The organism is Kushneria phosphatilytica (genome assembly GCF_008247605.1).
GTDB classification, from domain to species: Bacteria; Pseudomonadota; Gammaproteobacteria; order Pseudomonadales; family Halomonadaceae; genus Kushneria; species Kushneria phosphatilytica.
This window is the reverse complement of sequence record NZ_CP043420.1, coordinates 66,628-87,434: the sequence shown is the minus strand read 5'-3', so window position 1 is coordinate 87,434 and position 20,807 is coordinate 66,628. Positions and strand designations below refer to the sequence as shown.

Sequence of the window (20,807 nt, the reverse complement as noted above, 5' to 3'; positions counted from 1 at the left end):
GCGTTACGCCCCGGCGGTGTCGGGCTGCCTGTCCAGCCGGAAGGTACTGACCGCCTCGGCCAGGCGGTCGGACTCATCGCTGAGCGATTCGCTGGCAGCCGTCGACTGCTCGACCAGTGCCGCGTTCTGCTGGGTCATGCTGTCCAGCTGGGAAACGGCCTGGTTGACCTGACCGACGCCATCGGCCTGCTCACCGGCTGCCGTACTGATTTCCGCCAGCGATGCACTGACCTGCTCGACCCGGGCGACGATCTCCCGCATCGACGCCTCGGCCCGCCCCACTCGCTCGACACCCGTTTCGGTGCGGGATTCGGCATCGTTGATCAGGGTCTTGATCTCGGCGGCTGCCTGCTTGCTGCGCCCTGCCAGCCCCCGCACCTCTTCTGCCACCACGGCAAACCCGCGCCCGTGCTCACCCGCCCGCGCCGCTTCAACCGACGCGTTGAGCGCCAGCAGATTGGTCTGGAAGGCAATCGAATCGATCATCTCGACGATACCGGCAATCCGACGTGACGCGTCGCGGATTTCATCCATGGTGCTGACCACCTGCTGGATTTCCTCACCGCCACCGCGGGCGGCCGTCGCAGCCTGATCGGCCATCTCGTTGGCCTGACGCGCCGAATCTGCCGCCTGACTGACCGTGCCACTGAGCTGCTCCATTGCTGCCGCCGACTCCTCCAGACTGGCAGCGGTCTGCTCGGTGCGCTTCGAGAGCTCCTGGCCGCCCGAGGCAATTTCGCCGGCCGAGCGACGTACCGACTCACTGCTGGCGCGAATGCCCACCAGCAGCTCGCGCATGCGCTCCACGAAGGCGTTGAAATGTTCCGCCAGCAGCGCCGACTCGTCGCGACCGTGTACCGGCAGCCGCTGGGTGAGATCGCCATCGCCCGAGGCAATCTCGCGCATCCGTTCGGCCAGGTGACGCAGCGGCCGAGCGATACGATGCCCTACCCAGGCAATCGCCATCAGCCCCAGTGCTGCAATGATCAGCCCCACCACACTCATGGCGGTGACCGCCTGATTGCGCTGTGCGGTCATGGTCTGTTCCAGCTTCATCAGCGGCGCCAGTGCCGCAGCACGTGGAATACGCGCCACCAGTGTCCAGTGGCTATCGGTTCCCGCTACGGGGAAGGAAAGATAACGGGCGAAGTCCGACTGCTCGCCACTCTCCGGCGCGACCACCTTGCCGGAATCAGCATGAGCCAGCATCTGCGCCACCTGGTGGCCCATGACCGCCTCAGCCGGCTTGCCCAGCGAAGCAGCATCGGCACTGTTGGCGACGATCCGTCCATTTCCGGCGACCAGTGCCAGGCTGCCAGCGCCATCATAGAGAGACTGATTGGCATCGCCGAGCATCTGCTGGATGAACGCCAGTGACAGATCGGTGCCGGCACTCCCCCGGAACTCGCCATTCACCATGATGGGTACATTGAACGAGGTCACCATCTGCTCGACCCCGTTGTAGTCATACATCTTCGGATCGATCACGCAGCGCTTGCCGGTCTCCTTCGGGCAGAGATAGTACTCGCCCTCGCGAATACCGGCATCGTCGCGTTTGGTACTCTCCATGGTGTCACCCAGTGGCAGTACGGCGAGACTGCCATCAGCCTTGCGATACCACCACGGCATGAAGCGGCCGCTACCGTCATAGCCGTCTTCTTCGCGACCGGTATATTCGGCATCACTGCCGAAGGCATCGGGCTCCCAGCCGATGAAGACATCGAGCAGCTCCGGGTTGGTCGCCAGGGTCTGGCGCACCATCGCCGAAAGCTCCTTGCGGGTCATCATCAACTGCGGCCACCCATCGGCATCCTTCTTGCCCATCAGCTCATTGAGCGCCGCCAGCTGAGCAGCCACGGTCATGGCATGATCAAGCTTGCGCTGAATGCGACTGGCCTGGTCGTTGACCAGGGCATCCAGACGATCACCGATGGCCTGCTCCATGACCTCACCGGTACGCTCGGCCGAGGTCGATTGCATGCGATTCATCGCCATCAGGGCGTACAACACCAGCGCCACCACGACCGCCAGCAGACAGGTGCCAGCGGTCACCACCACAAAGGTACGAATCGATTTAAACGACATCTTCGGCCTCCGGCTGCTTCCGGGACAAAGTCCTGTCAGCGCCTTCTTCACGCAGGCGGAAGGCGGCCACGCTATCGGCCAGCTCCAGGGCCTGCTGATGCAGGGCTTCACTGGCCGCCGCCGACTGTTCGACCAGTGCCGCATTCTGCTGGGTCATGCCATCGAGCTGAGAGACCGCCTGGTTGACCTGGCCGATACCGGTGGCCTGCTCTTCGGCCGCACCACTGAGCTCGGCCAGCATGCCGCTGACCTCCTCGATACGGCTCACGATCTCTCCCATCGCCTTGTCTGCCGCTGCCACTTCGCCAGCACCAGCCTGGGTCTGCTCACCGGAGCGGGCGATCAGCGACTTGATATCGCGGGCGGCTTCGGTGCTGCGATTGGCCAGCCCCCGCACCTCTTCTGCCACCACGGCAAACCCGCGCCCGTGCTCCCCGGCTCGCGCCGCTTCGACAGAGGCGTTAAGGGCCAGCAGGTTGGTCTGAAAGGCAATCGTATCGATCATCTCGACGATGCCCTCGATCTGCTGGGCAGAGTCACGCATGCGCTGCATGGCCTGACTGACCGCCGCCATGCGCTCGCCCCCCTGGCGCGCCATGGCCGTCGTCTCGCTGGCGACTTCGCTGGCACGTCGCGCCGAGTGCGCTGACTGATCGGTGGTGCCGGCCAGCTCCTCGACTGCCGCGGCCGATTCCTCGAGGCTCGCCGCTGTCTGTTCGGTACGCCGCGACAGATCCTGACTGCCCTGGGTGATTTCATCGGACGCCATGCGCACCGACTCACTGCTGCGACGCACACGCAGCAGCACCTCGTTGATGCGCTCGGCAAAGGCATTGAAGGCGTTGGCAATCCCGGCGATCTCATCGCGACCGTGAATGGTCAGGCGTCGGGAGAGATCCCCTTCACCGGAGGCGATATCGTCAAGGGCATCACGCACCCGGGAAAGCCGGCGAAAGCTCGGAGTGAGCGCCGCCCACAGCACACCAGCAGCGATCAGTGCGGTAATCAACAGCGCCACTAGCATGGTGGAAGCAGCGCTATAGAGCCCGGCCAGCGCCTCACGCTCGTTGAGCGCGATCACCAGCGTCCAATTGGTCTCGGGAATCTGCTCTGCCAGCACCCGCTCATCAGTGCCATTCAGCGTGACATCCTGCACCCGGCCACTCTGCGCCGCCTGGGCAAGCCACTGCGCGGTGAGCTTGCTGTCGACCTCAGTGGCCGGCTTGAGCGCCAGTTCGGTATTCGGATGCGCAATCAGCGTGCCCTGGTCATCCACCAGAAAGGCGTAGCTGTGTTCGGTTGGCGCAATCGAGGTGACATTGGCCACCACCTGATCCAGCGGCATGTCACCGGCCACCACGGCCGCCACCCGGCCGGACTGCATCACGGGCGTGGCAAAGGGCACCGCCAGGGCGTGCGTGGCCGCGTCCATGTAGGGCTCGGTTGCCACGGTATGGCCAGCCTCGGCGGCCTGCTGGTACCAGATGCGCTGGGTGGGGCGGAAGTCATCCGGCGGCGTCCAGTCACTGCCCGACACGAAGCTATCATCAGGGTAGCCGGCATAAACCATCGAGAAACGGCTGGCCTGCTGGATCAGCGCCATGGCCGAGGCGGCATCGACACCCAGTGCGCGCTCGCCGATCGATTCAACCAGTCGTTTCTGGTTATCACTCCAATCGGCTATCGCCATCACGTGACCGTTGGCAATCGCCTTCAGATTGCTGGCAATGCTCTGATCGTTATAACGGGCGGTCACCCACCAGGTCGCCGCACCGGTCATCACCAGCGACAGCACAATGATAGCGATACAGATCGCCAGAATACGGGCACGAAGAGAGTGCAGCATGAGAGCCTCGGACCGACAGACAACGGGGGTTTGATCCTGTTAACGACCGCAACCGAGGCAGCTTGAGGGCGTTCTGCCCTCTGCTCTCAAGGAATGAATCGGACGCGCCAGAGGCGGTGGGCCGGCTGCCGAACATGCACTTCATATCTGCGACCACCCGGCAAGCGCGCATATATCGGGATTACAGGGAGGCAGGCGGAATCCAGGCAATCATGTCGACTTCCACATCGGCGCCACCGGCCAGGCCGGTCACACCGATGCAGGTGCGGGTGGGCAGGGAATCACTGAAGTAGCTGCGGTAGATGGCATTGACCTCATCGAAGTGCCCCATATTGGTAATAAACACCCGCGCCTGCACCACATAATCGAAGTGAGTGCCCACTTCAGCCAGCACAATGGCGAGATTCTGCATCACTCGATGCGTCTGCTCGGTAAAGGTACCCAGCAGCATCTCGTTGGTCTCCGGTACGGTCGGCATCTGGCCGGTAATGAATACCAGGTCGTTGACCCGGCAGGCGTGGGAAAAGGGCGCAATCGGCTGTGGCGCGCCGGCACACATCATCTTCTGAATCATGAGGATTCCCGTGACAGAGCGCTGCCGTCAGGGGACGGCAGCGCAGTGGTATCGATCAGTGGCCCAGAATCTGGCTGAGAAATTCCTTCGTGCGCGGCGACTGCGGATTGTTGAAGAGCTCCTGCGGCGGTGCCGATTCCACGATCTGCCCCTCGTCCATGAAGATCACCCGGTCGGCGACCGTTTTGGCAAAGCCCATCTCATGGGTCACGCAGAGCATGGTCATGCCTTCGCGGGCCAGTTCGATCATGACATCGAGCACTTCCTTGATCATTTCGGGGTCGAGCGCCGAGGTCGGTTCGTCGAACAGCATCACCTGGGGATGCATGCACAGCGCCCGGGCAATCGCTACGCGCTGCTGCTGACCACCCGAGAGCTGACCGGGATACTTCTGCGCCTGGTTGGCGATGCGTACCCGCTCCAGGTACTCCATGGCGGTCTTCTCGGCTTCACGGCGCGGCTTCTTCTGCACCCAGATGGGCGACAGGCAGCAGTTCTCCAGCACGGTCAGATGGGGAAACAGATTGAAGTGCTGGAACACCATGCCGACGTTGCGCCGGATCTGCTCGATGCGTTTGATATCGTTGGTCATGTGGACGCCACCCACCGTAATGTCGCCCTGCTGATGGCGTTCCAGATGATTGATGCAGCGGATCAGCGTTGATTTGCCCGACCCCGATGGGCCGCAGATGACGATACGCTCGCCCTTTGCCACCTCGAGATCGATATCGCGCAGGACATGAAAGTCGCCGTACCACTTGTTGAGCCGGTTGATGGTGATCATCGATTGATCGGTGGCGGTTGCGCTGGCTTCACTCATCACAGCACTCCTGTTGTTATCAATGCGGCGGTAGCCATGCGAGCTGCCCGCCGCGGGTTCATCAGTGACCGGTATGCAGCCGCCGTTCGATGTACTGGCTGTAGCGCGACATCGAGAAGCAGAAGACCCAGTAGATCAGTGCCGCGAAGACATAGCCCTCGATGGCGAAACCCAGCCAGTCGGCATCGTTCAGTCCTGACTGGATCACCGCCAGCAGGTCGAAGAGGCCGATGATCAGCACCAGCGAGGTATCCTTGAACAGCGCGATGAAGGTGTTGACGATGCCGGGAATGACCAGCTTGAGCGCCTGGGGCAGGATGATCAGCCCCATCCGCTGCCAGTAGCTCAGCCCAAGCGCGGCACCGGCCTCCCCCTGGCCTCTCGGGATCGCCTGCAACCCGCTTCGCACGACCTCGGCCATGTAGGCGCTCCAGAACAGCATGATGCCGATCAGGGCGCGCAGCAGCTTGTCGAACTCGGCACCGGCAGGCGCGAACAGCGGCAGCATCACCGAGGCCATGAACAGCACAGTAATCAGTGGCACGCCCCGCCAGAACTCGATGAATACCACGCAGACGCCCCTGACCAGCGGCATCTTCGAGCGTCGGCCCAGCGCCAATAACACGCCAATCGGCAGCGAGCCGACGATGCCGACCGCGGCAATGGTCAGCGTCAGCATCAACCCGCCCCACTGGCGCGTAGGCACCGGCGTGAGTCCGAACATGCCGCCCAGCAGCAGAATCCAGGCCACGATGGGAAAACCGATCAGCGCAAACAGTCCCACAAAGCGCTTGAACGGCAGCCGCGGGATCGCCAGCCAGGCCACCAGCAATGCAAACAGCGCAAACACGATATCGACCCGCCAGCGCATCGCCTCCGGATAGAAGCCATAGACGATCTGGTTGAGTCGCACCGAAATGAAGACCCAGCAGGCACCATCACCGGTGCAGGCCTGACGCGTGCTCCCGACCCAGTCGGCCTCTATCAGCGCCCAGTCAATGACCGGCCACAGCAACCGCACCAGCAGCACCAGCACTACGAGGGTCACCACCGAGTTGATCGGTCCGGAGAAGAGGTTGATGCGTAGCCAGCCGATGACGCCATGGCGCTGATCGGGTGCCGGACGCGCAGCAATCATGTCCCGTGAAGAACTCATCTCAGCGCTCCCTGATCGCGACACGCGCGTTGTAGATGTTCATCAACAGCGAAATCAGCAGACTGATGACCAGATAGACCGCCATGGTCATGGCGATGATCTCGATCGACTGACCGGTCTGGTTGAGCGTGGTACCGGCAAAGACCGCTACCAGATCGGGGTAGCCAATGGCCGTAGCCAGCGAGGAGTTCTTGATCAGGTTGAGATACTGACTGGTCATCTGCGGAATAATCACCCGCATCGCCTGAGGCAACACGATCTTGCGCAGGGTCAGCCCCCCCGGCAGCGACAGTGAGCGGGCCGCTTCCGTCTGCCCGCCCGGTACCGACTGAATGCCCGAGCGGACGATCTCGGCAATGAACGACGCGGTGTAAATCGACAGGGCCAGCCACAGCGCCAGCAACTCCGGTACTACATTCATCCCACCGCGGAAGTTGAAACCGCCCAGTTCGGGCATGGACCAGCTCAGCGGGCGACCAGCCAGGAAGTAGACCACGATCGGCAGACCAATGATCAGCACCATCCCGATCCTGCCACTCGGGAGTGCCTTGCCGGTGGCGGCCTGGCGACGCCGACCGTAAACAACCAGCCCCACGGTGGCGACAATCGCCGCCAGCAGCGCGCCCCACACGGCGACAAAAGCAGGCTGAGTGTCGGGGGCCGGCATGATCAGTCCACGCACGTTGAAAAAGAAGGCATCGAACAGGGAGATACTCTGGCGGGGTGAGGGCAGTGAACGCAGTACCGCGAAGTACCAGAAGAGGATCTGCAACAGCAGCGGAATATTGCGGAAGATTTCGACATAACAGGCGGCCAGCCTTGCCAGCAGCCAGTTCGGTGACAGTCGGGCAATGCCGACCAGAAAGCCGATAATGGTCGCCGCCACAATACCGAGCGCCGATACCAGCAGGGTATTGAGCAAGCCGACCACAAAGGTGCGGCCATAGGTGCTGTCACTGGTGTATTGAATCAGTGTCTGCGAAATGGGAAATCCCGCGCGCCTGTCCAGGAAATCGAAGCCGGTATTGATGCCGCGGGCATCAAGATTGATCAGGGTGTTATGAATCAGCAGTCCGATCACCACCACCAGCGCGATCAGCAGGATCACCTGGGTGGCCAGTGCCCGTACGGCCGGGTTACGCCACAGCGGTCCGTGACCGCGGCGGGGAATGGACGTGGAAGGACGCAGCATTGACGGTTCTCCGCCTGGATCGATCCGGCAACCTGTCGGACTTGGCCCGACAGGTCACGAAGCTTGCGACTCGAAACGCCGCATTGGCGATGCGGCGCCAGCAAGTCGATCGTTCAGACGCGCTCAGCGCACTGGCGGGGCATACATGACGCCGCCCTGGTTCCACAGTGCATTGATACCGCGGTCGATCTTGAGCGGAGATTGGGCACCAACGGTTTTGGCGTAGACTTCACCGTAGTTGCCGACCTTCTTGACGATGTTGTAGGCCCAGTCATTGGTCAGGCCCATCTGCTGACCGAAGTTGCCATCCTTGCCGAGCAGGCGCGCCACGTTGGGGTTGGGCGGGTTGTCACGCATCTGATCGACGTTCTGGCTGGTCACGCCCAGTTCCTCGGCGTTGACCATGGCGAACAGGGTCCATTTGACGATATCGAACCACTGGTCATCGCCCTGGCGCACCACCGGACCCAGCGGTTCCTTGGAGATTCGCTCGGGCAGGATCTTGACGCTGTCGGGATCGGAAAGCTGCAGGCGCAGCGCTGCCAGCTGCGAGGAGTCCGAGGTCAATACATCACAGCGCCCGCTATCAAAGCCGGCCGCAGTCTGATTCATCTCATCGAAGCTGACCGCCTGATACTGCATGTTGTTGGCGCGGAAGTAATCCGCCAGATTGAGCTCGGTGGTGGTACCGGAATTCACACAAACCGAAGCACCATCCAGCTCCTTGGCACTGTTGATGCCGAGATCCTTGCGGATCATGAAGCCCTGGCCGTCATAGAAATTCACGCCGGTGAAGTTCAGCCCCATGGAGTTGTCACGCGAGGCGGTCCAGGTAGTGTTACGCGAAAGCATATCGACCTCGCCGGACTGCACCGCGGTAAAACGCTCCTTGGCCGTCAACGGCGAAAAGGCCACCTTACCGGGATCGTCGAGCACGGCGGCGGCCACGGCGCGACATGTTTCGACATCGATGCCCTGCCATTTGCCGTTGGCATCGGGGTTGGAGAAACCGGGGAGGCCATCACTGACCCCGCAGCGCAGTTGCCCACGGCTCTTGACGTCATCCAGGGTAGCTGCCTGGGCGGCGTGCGTCAGGGTGAAGGCAAGCGTGGTGCCAGCGGCCAGCGCCATCAAGGCGGACTTGTAAGTTCCCATGGAAAATTTCCCTGATTGTTCATGTTTGTGGAGGTTCGGGAAAAGCATGTCGCCTGCTCACTGCGACGACTTATCATGATCGAGCAGCAGCATGCCCTGCCACTGGTCGAAAGTTGCAAGGAGTGTTCCAGAAAGGCTCATGACTATAAAAAGCCTTTTTGCTCAATTATTTAATAACTTTTAACAGCCAGGAAAATGCTGCTTTGGGCATGAATCTGCACTGTTAAAGCGCATGAGGACGTGCGGCGATACGCTGGCGCACCAGTTCGGCGCAAAGCGTAACGGCATGTAAAAGGCCGAGCGGAAATCATCTTTGGAGAGTGAAAGATGACCCGGCAATCACCGGGTCAGAGAGGATCAATCAGCGAGCAAACGGGTCATGAAAGGAGGGAGGGTCAGTGCAGCAAAGTGCTGGGCCTCGCTGTAATACTCGGTCGCGAAGGCGCGGTCACGCGCGGCGGCTTCGCGGAAGCGATCGGCCGGGCAGTGTTTGCCGGCCAGGGTTACACTCCACCAACCGGAGGGATAAGTCGGCTGCGGAAAGACCAGAGTCGCCACACTGTCGAATCCGGCCTGCGTCATGGCGGTGCGCAGATCGCGAATGATCGAGCCGCTGTGATAGAGCGGCGATTCACTCTGCTGCACCATTACGCCGCCTTCACGCAGCAGGCGCTGACAGCGCGCCAGGAAATCCTGCTGAAAAAGCCCTTCCGCGGGCCCCACCGGGTCCGTGGAATCGATGATCAGGACATCGACACTGCCTTCCGGACAATCATCGACCCACTGGACACCATCAGCAAACAGCAACTCGGCGCGCGGATCATGATTGGATTCGGTCAATTGGGGAAAGAAGCGTTCGGCCGCACGGGTCACGGCTTCGTCGATATCGATCTGGGTGACCTTTTCGACCCCGGGATGGCGCAGTACCTCACGTAGCGTACCGCAATCACCGCCGCCGATGATCACGACCCGCTTCGGATCGGCATGCGTGAACAGCGCCGGATGAGCGATCATCTCGTGATAGAGGAAATTATCCCGATCAGTAAGCATCACGCAGCCATCGAGCACCATCAGATTGCCGTAGGTCTCGGTTGCGTAGACTTCGAGATGCTGCCAGGGCGTGACTTCATCGTGCAGTTTTTCATGCACCTTCAGACCGATGGCACTGCCCTCACGATCGAATCGCTCGATGAACCAGCCATCAAGGGGCTGTTCACTCATCTCACTCTCTCCTGCCGGTCGCTACCGGTCACTACTGCTGGCGATAACGGGCCGGATGACCCGCCGGGGCGGGCAACATAGCCTGCCAGCGACAGGATGAAAAGCACCCCGTTCAGACGCATGCTGCCAGGGCCTCGGGCAGGTCGATAGCCCGGCACTGTGCCGGGCTCAGCCCGGCCAGCAGCCGTGCCTGTACGGCCTCATCCAGCCCCGGGTCACGCGCCAGTCGATGACGATAGCGTCCGATCAGGGTATAGCAGCCATCACGCAGCCCCTGGGGCAACCAGCGCAGGTATGCCAGCAGCTGCAGCGGCGACTTCAGCACCTGCGCCGTGCGCCACAGCGCTTCGCTGTCACGATGCAGTCGCCCCGCCCGGATCAGCCAGACACTGTCGAGCGCATCGGCGTTCTCGCCGAAATGTTCCCCGAGCCGATGCCCCAGCGTGGATTGCAGCGTCACCAGCGCGGTGATGGGAGCGCGCTCATGACGCAATAGCCAGGCCACCGACCGGCGACAGAGCGGGCAGCCGCCATCGAATACGATCAGCTGTGTGAAGAGGGGCTCAGCCTTGCGCCCCGCCTTGTGACCGCGAAGAGGCGGCGTTTCATTCATGCCACTGCGGACTCAGCTCATGCAGAGCCTCGATGAAGGCCGTCACGTTTTCCGGTGGGGTGAACTGGGAGATGCCATGACCGAGGTTGAAGACATGGCCGGAACCGGCGCCAAAGCTCTCCAGAATACGAGCCACCTCGGCACGGATGGTGGCCGGGGCGCCGAACAGCGCACTGGGATCGAGATTGCCCTGCAGCGCTACCTGATTACCGATGCGTGCCCGGGCGTCACCAAGCTCGGTGGTCCAGTCCAGCCCGACGCCATCGCAGCCGGTCGCAGCGATCTGCTCAAGCCACTGCCCGCCATTCTTGGTGAACAGGATAACCGGTACACGGCGGCCTTCATGCTCGCGGATCAGGCCATCAACGATGCGCTGCATGTACGCCAGCGAGAAGTCGCGATAGGCCGGCGTGGTAAGCGCGCCGCCCCAGGTATCGAAGATCTGTACCGCCTGGGCCCCGGCGCGAATCTGGGCATTGAGATAATCGGTCACCGCATCGGCCAGCACTGATAGCAGACGATGCAGCGCCTCGGGATCGCTGTAGAGCAGCCCCTTCACATGGCGGAAGTCCTTGCTCGGCCCTCCCTCGACCATGTAGGTCGCCAGCGTCCAGGGGCTGCCGGAGAAACCGATCAGCGGCATGCGCCCATTGAGCTCGCGACGAATGGTCGACACTGCATTCATGACATAATCGAGATCGCGCTCCGCGTCTGGTGCACTCAGGCGATCAATGGCCGCAGCATCGCGCACCGGGTTGCGGAACATCGGTCCCTCTCCCGGCACGAAGTAGAGCCCCATATCCATCGCATCAGGGATGGTGAGAATATCGGAGAACAGGATGGCAGCGTCCAGATCGAACCGGTCAATCGGCTGCAGGGTCACCTCACAGGCCATCTCGGCATTGCGACACAGATCCATGAAGCTGCCGGCACGTTCGCGCGTGGCGCGATACTCCGGTAGATAGCGCCCCGCCTGACGCATCATCCAGACCGGAGTACGGTCGACGGGCTGGCGGGCCAGCGCCCGCAGAAAACGATCATTTTGAAGAGCCATGCGCTTGCCGTCTCACCGCGAAAAAATGTACCCCCGATTGTAGCGGATCGACCGCACTGCCCTCACCCACTGCGCATCGATGAAATCGAATGGAGGCGATGGAAAAAGACATTCGACCTCGGGATGAGCCATCCACGCAGGCCTGCTAGACTGGGCACCCCCGAATGATGATGCACCGCCATCACGAGATCTGACGTGACGATTCGATTCATTGCGGCTTCCCGCCTGCCAACGCCCTGGGCCACCTTCACCCTCCACGGATTCGAGGATGACCGCAGCGGCAAGGAACATGTGGCTCTGTCACTGGGCACCATCGACGATGGCGCGCCGGTACTGGCCCGAGTGCACTCCGAGTGTCTGACCGGTGATGCCCTGTTTTCAATGCGCTGTGACTGCGGCTATCAGTTGCAGGCCGCCCTCAAGCGTATTGCCGACGAAGGGCGTGGCCTGTTGCTCTACCTGCGTCAGGAAGGTCGTGGCATCGGCCTGCTCAACAAGATTCGCGCCTATCATCTGCAGGATGAAGGGGCCGATACGGTCGAAGCCAACGAGGCACTCGGCTTCGAGGCCGACATGCGCCGTTACGACCTCTGTCTGCCGATGCTCGAACACCTCGGCGTACACTCGCTCAAACTGATGACCAACAACCCACGCAAGGTCGAAGCACTGCGCGCCGATGGCATCGAGATCAGCGAGCGACTGCCACTGACCACCGGCCTCAATGCGCACAACGAGCAGTACCTGACGACCAAGGCAGGCCGCCTGGGTCACATGATGGCGCTCGATCAGTTTACGTTCGCCGGCCCCGTGGATGAGAATCGGCGCCGCTAGCGTCTGCCTCGTTACGCGCCGCAGACGCCAGACAGTCGCAGCGCGACGTTACGAGTGAATGCGAAAGGTATGATAGTCGGCCGTCACCCGGCCGCTATAGGGTGCGCCAACGAGATGATGGACGCGCTCGGCCATGCGGGTGAACTCGGGCTTGCGTAGCCAGGCTTCAAACCCATGGCTTTCATCGTAGCCCTTCTGCGTGCTGATCATGACCAGCCCACCCGGTCGAGTGATACGCAGCAGCTCACTGAGCGCTTCGGGATCCACATTGTCATCGCAAAAGACCCCACAGCAGACCACGACATCAAAGGTACCGGTGTCATAATCCAGTGCCTGATTCATGTCCACACCACCGCGCAGCTGGTCATAGACCTCGCACTTGCGCGCTTCGACGATGACACTATCGTTGAGATCGAAGCCATCCAGCCATGTGAAACCATGTGTCGACAGCATCTGGCCCACCAGACCGGTCCCGCAGCCGGCATCCAGAATATGCAGTCGGCCCGGGGCCCCCATTGAATAATGCTGGGTCTGGGCCGTCATGAAGTCGCACAGCAGGCCCGGCACATGATAGGCCTCGTCGCCACCCTGGGCCCACTGACGATAACGGGCCTTGAGCTTCTGGGCCTCGCCATCCAGCGCCAGCATCTGCTGAACGTGATTGCGGCCGTCTCGCTCGGTGCGTTCGGCCGGTGTAAAAGAGTGATGATCCACCATCGGTAGCCCTCATTTTGGTGGAGGCAATTGCTGAGCGTAGCGTGCGTCAGGCGTCAGTGCCAAGGGCGCCGGCCACCTGGCAAGAGATGATCGACGCTGACGAGGGCATGGCGCCGCCTCAATCAATCAGACGGCTATAACGGGCGGGATCGAAACGGGTGCTGATCATCAGCATCCAGGCAAACAGGATGATCAACGCCAGCCAGGCGGGCCCAAAGCCCGAGAGCAGATCACGCGCCACGGCCGCCCCCATCGTGCCGGCCGCAGCAATCAGATAGCCGTAGCCCTGCACAAAGGCGGCCAGATCGCCGGCCCGCGCCGGATCGCGATGGTGATCCATGGGCACGAGTACCGACAGAGGAAACACGCCACCGATCCCCAGGCCCAGCAGGGTGGCCCACAACCAGGCTGCCGCGCCGGCAGGCGCCATCAGCAGCCCCATGAAGCCCGCCAGTGACGCCCCGACCACGCCATATAGTGCCGGACGCCGATCGATGCGATAGCGCATCAGCCAGGGCAGTGCCACGCTGGCCAGCACCTGCAGCAGGGTGGCATACCCCAGCAGCCAGCCGACACCGCCTGCCGACCAGCCTCGCGTCAGATAGTACGGCGGCAGCCAGGCCAGGACACAGGCATAACCGGCCGTACCGAACCCGAAAAACAGGGTCAGCGACCAGGCACGAGGCAGCCGATGCAGCGCTGTATTGTTGCCCCGCCCCTCACGCGGGACCGGCGAAAGCATGGCGCCCCCATGGCGATGCCACTGCCAGAGCGCCAGCGGCCCCAGCAGACTCCATGCCGCCAGCCCCACATGCCAGCTATCCAGCAGGTTGGTCAGAGGGGCTGCCATCATGGACGCCAGCGCCCCGCCACCGAGAATGGCGCCAATGTACAGCCCGGTCGCCGAAGAGACGCGATCAGGCAGGGTCGCCTTGATCAGGGCAGGCATCAGTGCCTGGATCACGGCAATACCGACGCCCCCGGAGAGTGCTGTCAGCGCCAGCCCGAGCAGGCTGTCAGTCCAGAATCGTGCCAGATTCGCCAGGGTGATCAGCCCCAGGGCCAGCATGATCAGCCGGTGGCGATTGAAACGCCGTACCAGGCGCATGCCCTGGAAGCAGGCCAGTCCCATGGCCACGAATGGCAGGGTCGTCAACAGCGATGCCTGACTGTAGCTCATCCCCAGCGAATGCTGGATGCGATCAAGCAAGGGGCCTACCGCAGCAATCGACGGACGCAGATTCAGCCCTACCCACATGATCAGCACATAGAGTGACAGATAACGGGCAGAATGCTGATGGCTGGTCGATACAGCGGTCATGAAGGCGCTCCACGGGCGCAGGGGGTGAACAACAGACGCAGCACACCGCCGCAACTCGGTGGGCAGCGTCACGAAGTGGTCATCGGCGTTACAGGAAACAGACCTCTGCCAGGGCAATGCCAAAGACTGCAGCACCGGCAGCGACGTCGGTATTGCCGTCATGCGCATGAGGCTCCTGTCCCGGAAAATGCTCGGGAGACGATAACAAGGGCCTACAGCATAGCGCGCAGACACAAGTGTGCGAATACAATGAAGCCGGCGCACAAGCCGGCTTCATGCAAGAGAGGCTGACTGCGAACTCAGGCGTGCTCGGCGCGTGCCTTGCGAATGCGCTCATAGGCGTTACCGATCTCCCGGGTACGCTTTTCCGCCATTTCGCGCATGTTCTCCGGCAGTCCCTTGCCGGCCAGCTTGTCGGGGTGGTTCTGGCTCATCAGCCGGCGATAGGCACGCTTGACCTCGGCATCGCTGGCGCTCTGCTCCACACCCAATACCTCATAGGCCTCCTCGAGTGATGGCCCGGAGGTATCAGCGCCTGCCTGACCGGCGCCGCCACGCAGCATGGCTTCGATCTGACGGATCTCCGCCTCGGAGAAGCCCAGCCCGCGCGCCACACGCAGCAGCATGTCATGCTCGGCCTGGTGGAGTTCGCCATCGGCGGCAATCGCCGAGAGCTGCACCTGCAGAAAAACCTGCAACAGACCACGCTGCAGGCCCGCCACCTGGCGCACCCGGGCCAGCTCGGCATCAAGATCGAAATCGGGCTGCTGGCCGCGATTGAACGCGGCCCGGCAGCGCTCACGCTGGGCGTCATTCAGGCCGAGACGATCGAACACGGCCTCGGCGGTGCGGACTTCATGATCGGATACTTCACCATCCACCTGACTCAGGCAGCCCATGACAGCAAAGGTGGCGTCCAGAAACTGCGCCTGTCGGTCGACAATCTTCTCACGCACCAGCCGCTGCAACCGGCGTACCAGCCAGTAGCCCAGCAGCCCGCCAATGATGAGTCCCGGCAGGCGCGCGAACAGATAACCGAGCCCCGCCGTGATGATGATGACAATCAGCATGAAATATCCACTACCCGATGAATGGGCCGACCCTCTCACCCGAGATGGCCGGCAATGCGACGTGGGTTACTGCGTCACTCGAGGCACATGATGCGACATTTCCGTCAGGCGTGCCTGAATGGAAGCTTCAATCCCATCAGCATCCAGCCCGCACTCGGTGAGCAGTTCCTTCGGTGTGCCATGTTCGATGAACCGATCGGGAATACCCAGGTTGAGCACCTCGACCAGCACCCGCTCGGCCGCCAGCAGCTCATTGACACCACTGCCGGCACCCCCCAAGACCGCACTCTCTTCCAGCGTCACCAGCAGCTCATGGCCGGCAGCTGCCTGAAGTATCGCCTCGCGATCGAGCGGTTTGACGAAACGCATGTCGTAGACGGTGGCATCAAGCCGATCGGCCACTTCCATTGCCGGCCCCACCAGGCTGCCAAACGCCAGCAGTGCCACACGCGGTTTGCTGTCGCTCCCGGCTTCGCGTCGCAGCTCGGCACGACCAATCTCCAGCGGTTCGAGCGAGCGATCAATGGCCGCGCCAGGGCCGGTCCCCCGGGGATAGCGCACGGCGGCCGGCCCTGGATGACGGTAGGCCGTGGTCAACATGCGATAGCATTCACGCTCGTCTGAAGGGGCCATGATCACCATCTCCGGCAGACAGCGCAGATAGGAAAGATCAAAGGCACCGTGGTGAGTCGAGCCATCCTCGCCCACCAGGCCGGCGCGATCGATGGCAAAAGTGACATCAAGCCCCTGTACCGCCACATCGTGAACCAGCTGATCGTAACCACGCTGCAGGAAGGTGGAGTAGATCGCCACTACCGGCTTGCCGCCTTCGCACGCCATGCCTGCCGCCAGAGTTACGGCATGCTGCTCGGCAATCGCTACATCGTAATAACGCTCGGGATACTCCTTCGAAAACCGGATCAGGTCGGAGCCTTCGCGCATCGCAGGCGTAATGCCGATCAACCTCGGATCAGCAGCTGCGGTATCGCAGATCCACTCGCCGAAGACATTGCAGTACTTGAGCTTCTTCGGTGCCGGCGGCGCGCTGAACTGCTGCTGCTCCGCACCGGAGGGCGCAGGATCGGCGGGCTTCTCTCTTTCCAGCTTGGTGATGGCATGGTAGCCGATGGGATCGCCTTCGGCCGACTGATAGCCCTTCCCCTTGCGGGTCACGATATGCAGGAACTGTGGGCCCTGACGGTTCTTCAGATCACGCAGGGTACGAATCAGCAGTGGCAGATCATGGCCATCGATGGGACCGACATAATTAAAGCCCATCTCCTCGAACAGGGTCGCCGGACTGAACATGCCCTTGACGTGCCCCTCGGTACGCCGGGCCAGATCGAGGGCACCAGGCAGATGCGACAGGACCCGTTTGCCGCCCTCGCGGGCCGCCACGTAAGGGCCGCTGGTGAGGATGCGCGACAGGTAGGTGGCGATCCCGCCGACATTCTCCGAGATCGACATCTCGTTGTCGTTGAGGACCACCAGCATGTTGGCATCGACATGGCCGGCGTGCGCCAGCGCCTCGAACGCCATGCCGGCAGTCAGCGCCCCGTCACCAAGCACCGCGCAGACCCGACGGTTATCCCCCCGGGCGCGCGCCGCCAGTGCCATGCCCAGCGCTGCCGACAGCGAAGTGCTGGAGTGTCCGACACCAAAGGTGTCGTACTCGGATTCGGCCCGGCGCGGGAATGGCGCCAGGCCCCCGTACTGACGCATGGTGTCCATGGCGTCGCGCCGACCGGTAAGGATCTTGTGCGGATAAGTCTGGTGACCGACATCCCAGACCAGCCGATCATGCGGTGTGTTGTACTGCTGATGCAGCGCCACGGTCAGTTCGACGACCCCGAGACCGGCACCGAAGTGGCCGCCGGTACGCCCCACGCTATACAGCAGATAGGCGCGCAGCTCATCGGCCAGTGTCAGCAACTGGGTCTCGTTGAGACTGCGCAGATCCGAGGGTTCCCGAACGCGATCCAGCAGTGGCGTCAGCGGGCGAGTGGTGGGGATATCATCAAACAGCTTCATATTGGCTCGAAAATCCATCCATGGTCCGCACGATGCCCATGGCATCGGGACACTGCAGTAAATGAACGCCGGTCAGTGATTGCGCTCGACCATGTAGCGGGCCAGATCGATCAACGGTTGTGCATCGAGTCCGGCCAGTGACGAGCAGGCTTCATCAACCAGCGCCTGCGCCTGGCGGTTCGCTTCATCCAGTCCCAGCAGAGCGGGATAGGTCGGCTTGTCGCGCGCGGCATCCGCGCCCTGGGTCTTGCCGGTCACCGCGGCATCGCCGGTGACATCCAGAATGTCGTCCTGAATCTGAAACGCCAGCCCAATGGCTGCCGCATAGCGATCCAGCGCCGCGAGGCGCGGATCGTCATCGGCTGCCGCGGTCAGGCCACCCAGCCGGACGGCGGCCCGAATCAGCGCCCCGGTCTTGTGACGATGCATCGCCATCAGCTGTTCGACATCTGCACGGCGACCCACCGCCGCCAGATCGAGCGCCTGGCCACCCGCCATGCCGGCCCGGCCGGCAGCATGAGCAAGTGTGGCCACCATGGCGCCAGCGCGGGGCGGGTCGCCCGCCGTCAGGACCTCGAAGGCCAGTGATTGCAACGCATCGCCGGCCAGCAGCGCCGTGGCCTCGTCAAATGCCCGATGACAGGTTGGCTGCCCGCGGCGCAGGTCGTCATCATCCATGCTGGGCAGATCGTCATGCACCAGCGAATAGGCATGAATCAGCTCAACCGCTACCGCCGGCGCATCGAGCGCTTCATCATCGGCGCCAAGGGCCCGCCCGGCGGCATAAACCAGCACGGGTCGCAACCGCTTGCCACCGCCCAGCACGCCATAGCGCATGGCCTGCTCAAGCCGCTGTGCCGGACCCGCGGCATCCTCGAACAGCTGCTCCAGGCCGCGCTCGCAGCGTGCCCGGCAGTGCTGCACCAACGCCTCGATGCGCCGCGCCGCAGGGTCCTGCATCGTCCGACTCATGGCGTCGACTCTCCCTCGTACCCTGTCGCGCTGTCAGGCGCCTGTTCAAGCGTGGCGTCACTACGCTCCAGCAATCGGCTGACGCGCAACTCGGCCTGATCAAGACGGGTCTGCGCCTCACGCGTCAGACGGATGCCGCGCTCAAAGGCACCCAGCGAGGCCTCGAGACTCAGTTCGCCACCTTCCAGTTGTTCTACCAGTCGCTCGAGCTCGGCCAGCGTGGCCGCAAAATCCCGATCCCCACCGGAGTGCTCATCGCCTGGGACGGTAGTATGATCCTGCTCCGTCATTGCCTCTCGCCTCCACGTTGCATCAAATGCCGTCACAAGGGCCTGCAACGCTGATGAATGGCGGGCAGTGGGCGGCGCCGACCGCCCTGCTCCCGAACGCCTCAGTATACACGTCACAACCGGCTTTGACGCCGCCATCACATGGATGACAGGGCATGCACGCAGGCGCGGCGCTCGCGGCCCGGTTGTGTTAGGATACGCCCCCCGAATCATCGCGCACCGTATCGGCATGACACGCCTTCACTATCGCGACCTGCCGCTGACAACGGGTGTTGCGAGCACACCGTTACCGAAGACACCGTCGGTCCTGCCGACCCAAGGGTTGATGCACAATGGCTAAAACGTCTCTGGACAAGAGCAAGATCCGGATTCTGCTGCTCGAGGGCATTCACCAGTCCGCCGTGGACAACCTGCACAACGCCGGTTATACCAACATCGAGCGACTGTCGACGTCACTGAACGAAGAGGATCTGATCGAGAAGATCCACGATGTTCATTTCATCGGTATCCGTTCGCGGACGCAATTGAACGAACGCGTCATTGCTGCGGCGGACAAGCTGACCGCCATCGGCTGCTTCTGCATCGGCACCAACCAGGTCGATCTCGATGCAGCACTGGAGCGCGGCATCCCGGTCTTCAATGCCCCCTTCTCCAATACCCGCTCGGTAGCAGAACTGGTGCTCGCCGAAAGCATCATGATGCTGCGAGGTATTCCCGAAAAGAATGCCCGCGCTCATGAGGGCGGCTGGCTGAAATCCGCCAGCAACTCGTTCGAGGCACGCGGCAAGACACTGGGCATCGTGGGCTATGGCAGCATCGGCGCCCAGCTCTCGGTAATGGCAGAATCGGTTGGCCTCAATGTCATTTATTATGACGTGGTGACCAAACTGGGCATGGGTAATGCCCGTCAGGTTGGTAGCCTCGAGGAGCTGCTGGCCCGTGCCGATATTGTCACCCTGCACGTACCGGAAACACCTTCCACCCGGTGGATGATCGGGCGCGAGCAACTGGCACTGATGAAGCAGGGCAGCTATTTCATCAACGCCTCGCGTGGCACCGTGGTCGATATCGAAGCGCTCGCCGAAGTGCTTGATTCCGGCCAGCTGCTGGGCGCCGCTGTCGATGTCTTTCCGGTCGAGCCCAAGGGCAATGGCGAAGAGTTCGTCTCTCCGTTGCGCCGTTTCGACAATGTCATCATTACGCCGCACATCGGTGGTTCCACAGTAGAAGCCCAGGAGAATATCGGCGTCGAAGTCTCCGAAAAACTGGTCACCTTCTCCGATAATGGCACCACCATTACCTCGGTCAACTTCCCCGAGGTGGCCCTGCCCTCCCACCCCGACAAGCACCGCCTGCTGCACATTCACAAGAACGTGCCCGGCGTACTGTCCGAGATCAACCGGGTGCTTGGCAACGAGGGCATCAACATCTCCGCCCAGTACCTGCAGACCAACGAGAAGGTCGGCTATGTCGTCATCGACGTCGACAAGGCCTATGGTCAGCAGGCGCTGCATGCGCTGCGCGAGGTCGAGCATACCCTGCGCACGCGGGTGCTCTACTCGGGTCTCGACCACCACTGATCCCGTAACAGGATCGTCGATCCGACAGCGCCGTCCGGTTCAGGCCGGGCGGCGTTTTTCAATGGACTGCCGCCGCAGCCTTTATCCAGGCACTGGCTGTCCTCTGGCAGGCCTGAATGCCACGTTTGGAGGATCGGCAATCGCTGACTCACGGCCTACCCTGCCCTGAAGCATCCCGAATGTGACATCGGCCGATTCGACCATGACGACATATCGCGATTCACGCTCGTCGCTATCGTGCTTTTGACGACCGATGGCGCCCTGCCAGCGGCATTTGCT

The 20,807-nt window shown here is 62.3% G+C and carries 18 protein-coding genes; 2 read left to right on the top strand and 16 right to left on the bottom strand.

Going from position 1 to position 20,807, the window contains the following annotated elements; translation table 11 throughout:
- Positions 1–3: 3 nt before the first annotated feature.
- From FY550_RS00410 to hemE, 10 genes are all read right to left on the bottom strand, one after another.
- A complete protein-coding gene (locus FY550_RS00410) occupies positions 4–2,085 on the bottom strand; it encodes a methyl-accepting chemotaxis protein (protein WP_149054280.1) in 2,082 nt (693 codons plus the stop codon).
- Positions 2,075–3,931, bottom strand: coding sequence for a methyl-accepting chemotaxis protein (locus FY550_RS00405; protein ID WP_070980383.1), 1,857 nt, complete (start codon positions 3,929–3,931; stop codon positions 2,075–2,077). The genes FY550_RS00410 and FY550_RS00405 overlap by 11 nt, the downstream gene beginning before the upstream one ends.
- A gap of 181 nt (positions 3,932–4,112) precedes the next feature.
- Positions 4,113–4,505 (bottom strand): RidA family protein, encoded by a 393-nt coding sequence (locus FY550_RS00400; RefSeq protein ID WP_070980380.1) that lies wholly within the window; start codon positions 4,503–4,505, stop codon positions 4,113–4,115.
- A 55-nt stretch (positions 4,506–4,560) separates the two neighbouring features.
- Complete coding sequence (locus FY550_RS00395) at positions 4,561–5,325, bottom strand: amino acid ABC transporter ATP-binding protein (RefSeq protein ID WP_276204996.1); 765 nt, start codon at positions 5,323–5,325, stop codon at positions 4,561–4,563.
- A gap of 61 nt (positions 5,326–5,386) precedes the next feature.
- A complete protein-coding gene (locus tag FY550_RS00390; protein ID WP_149054279.1) occupies positions 5,387–6,481 on the bottom strand; it encodes an amino acid ABC transporter permease in 1,095 nt (364 codons plus the stop codon).
- A gap of 1 nt (position 6,482) precedes the next feature.
- Positions 6,483–7,673: an amino acid ABC transporter permease gene (locus FY550_RS00385; RefSeq protein WP_070980375.1), complete on the bottom strand. Its 1,191-nt coding sequence runs from the start codon at positions 7,671–7,673 to the stop codon at positions 6,483–6,485.
- A gap of 123 nt (positions 7,674–7,796) precedes the next feature.
- Entirely contained in the window at positions 7,797–8,828 is a 1,032-nt protein-coding gene (locus FY550_RS00380; protein ID WP_149054278.1) for an amino acid ABC transporter substrate-binding protein, read from the bottom strand.
- A gap of 357 nt (positions 8,829–9,185) precedes the next feature.
- Positions 9,186–10,049: a polyamine aminopropyltransferase gene (speE, locus tag FY550_RS00375; RefSeq protein ID WP_070980373.1), complete on the bottom strand. Its 864-nt coding sequence runs from the start codon at positions 10,047–10,049 to the stop codon at positions 9,186–9,188.
- Positions 10,050–10,161: 112 nt separating this feature from the next.
- A complete protein-coding gene (locus FY550_RS00370) occupies positions 10,162–10,662 on the bottom strand; it encodes a thiol-disulfide oxidoreductase DCC family protein (RefSeq protein WP_070980371.1) in 501 nt (166 codons plus the stop codon).
- A complete protein-coding gene (gene hemE / locus FY550_RS00365; protein ID WP_070980368.1) occupies positions 10,655–11,716 on the bottom strand; it encodes a uroporphyrinogen decarboxylase in 1,062 nt (353 codons plus the stop codon). Before hemE ends, FY550_RS00370 begins: the two co-directional genes overlap by 8 nt.
- 195 nt (positions 11,717–11,911) lie before the next feature.
- Here hemE and ribA point away from each other — a divergent pair, with 195 nt between their 5' ends.
- Positions 11,912–12,547 (top strand): GTP cyclohydrolase II, encoded by a 636-nt coding sequence (gene ribA, locus FY550_RS00360; RefSeq protein WP_070980366.1) that lies wholly within the window; start codon positions 11,912–11,914, stop codon positions 12,545–12,547.
- Positions 12,548–12,595: 48 nt separating this feature from the next.
- Here the strand turns inward: ribA and FY550_RS00355 are convergent, their stop codons facing one another.
- The 6 genes from FY550_RS00355 to FY550_RS00330 form a co-directional block, all read right to left on the bottom strand.
- Positions 12,596–13,264 (bottom strand): class I SAM-dependent DNA methyltransferase, encoded by a 669-nt coding sequence (locus FY550_RS00355; protein WP_070980364.1) that lies wholly within the window; start codon positions 13,262–13,264, stop codon positions 12,596–12,598.
- A gap of 118 nt (positions 13,265–13,382) precedes the next feature.
- On the bottom strand, positions 13,383–14,585 hold the full coding sequence (locus tag FY550_RS00350; RefSeq protein WP_070980362.1) for an MFS transporter: 1,203 nt from the start codon (positions 14,583–14,585) through the stop codon (positions 13,383–13,385).
- A 299-nt stretch (positions 14,586–14,884) separates the two neighbouring features.
- Positions 14,885–15,655 carry a co-chaperone DjlA gene (gene djlA, locus FY550_RS00345; protein ID WP_070980359.1) on the bottom strand — a complete coding sequence of 257 codons (771 nt, stop codon included), beginning with the start codon at positions 15,653–15,655 and terminating at the stop codon, positions 14,885–14,887.
- A 66-nt stretch (positions 15,656–15,721) separates the two neighbouring features.
- On the bottom strand, positions 15,722–17,686 hold the full coding sequence (gene dxs / locus FY550_RS00340; protein ID WP_070980505.1) for a 1-deoxy-D-xylulose-5-phosphate synthase: 1,965 nt from the start codon (positions 17,684–17,686) through the stop codon (positions 15,722–15,724).
- 72 nt (positions 17,687–17,758) lie between these two features.
- Positions 17,759–18,658: a (2E,6E)-farnesyl diphosphate synthase gene (gene ispA, locus FY550_RS00335; protein ID WP_233350239.1), complete on the bottom strand. Its 900-nt coding sequence runs from the start codon at positions 18,656–18,658 to the stop codon at positions 17,759–17,761.
- On the bottom strand, positions 18,655–18,948 hold the full coding sequence (locus FY550_RS00330; RefSeq protein ID WP_070980355.1) for an exodeoxyribonuclease VII small subunit: 294 nt from the start codon (positions 18,946–18,948) through the stop codon (positions 18,655–18,657). Before FY550_RS00330 ends, ispA begins: the two co-directional genes overlap by 4 nt.
- A 332-nt stretch (positions 18,949–19,280) precedes the next feature.
- On the opposite strand from FY550_RS00330, the gene serA reads away from it, so the two are divergent.
- A complete protein-coding gene (serA, locus tag FY550_RS00325) occupies positions 19,281–20,528 on the top strand; it encodes a phosphoglycerate dehydrogenase (RefSeq protein WP_149054277.1) in 1,248 nt (415 codons plus the stop codon).
- Positions 20,529–20,807: the final 279 nt, after the last annotated feature.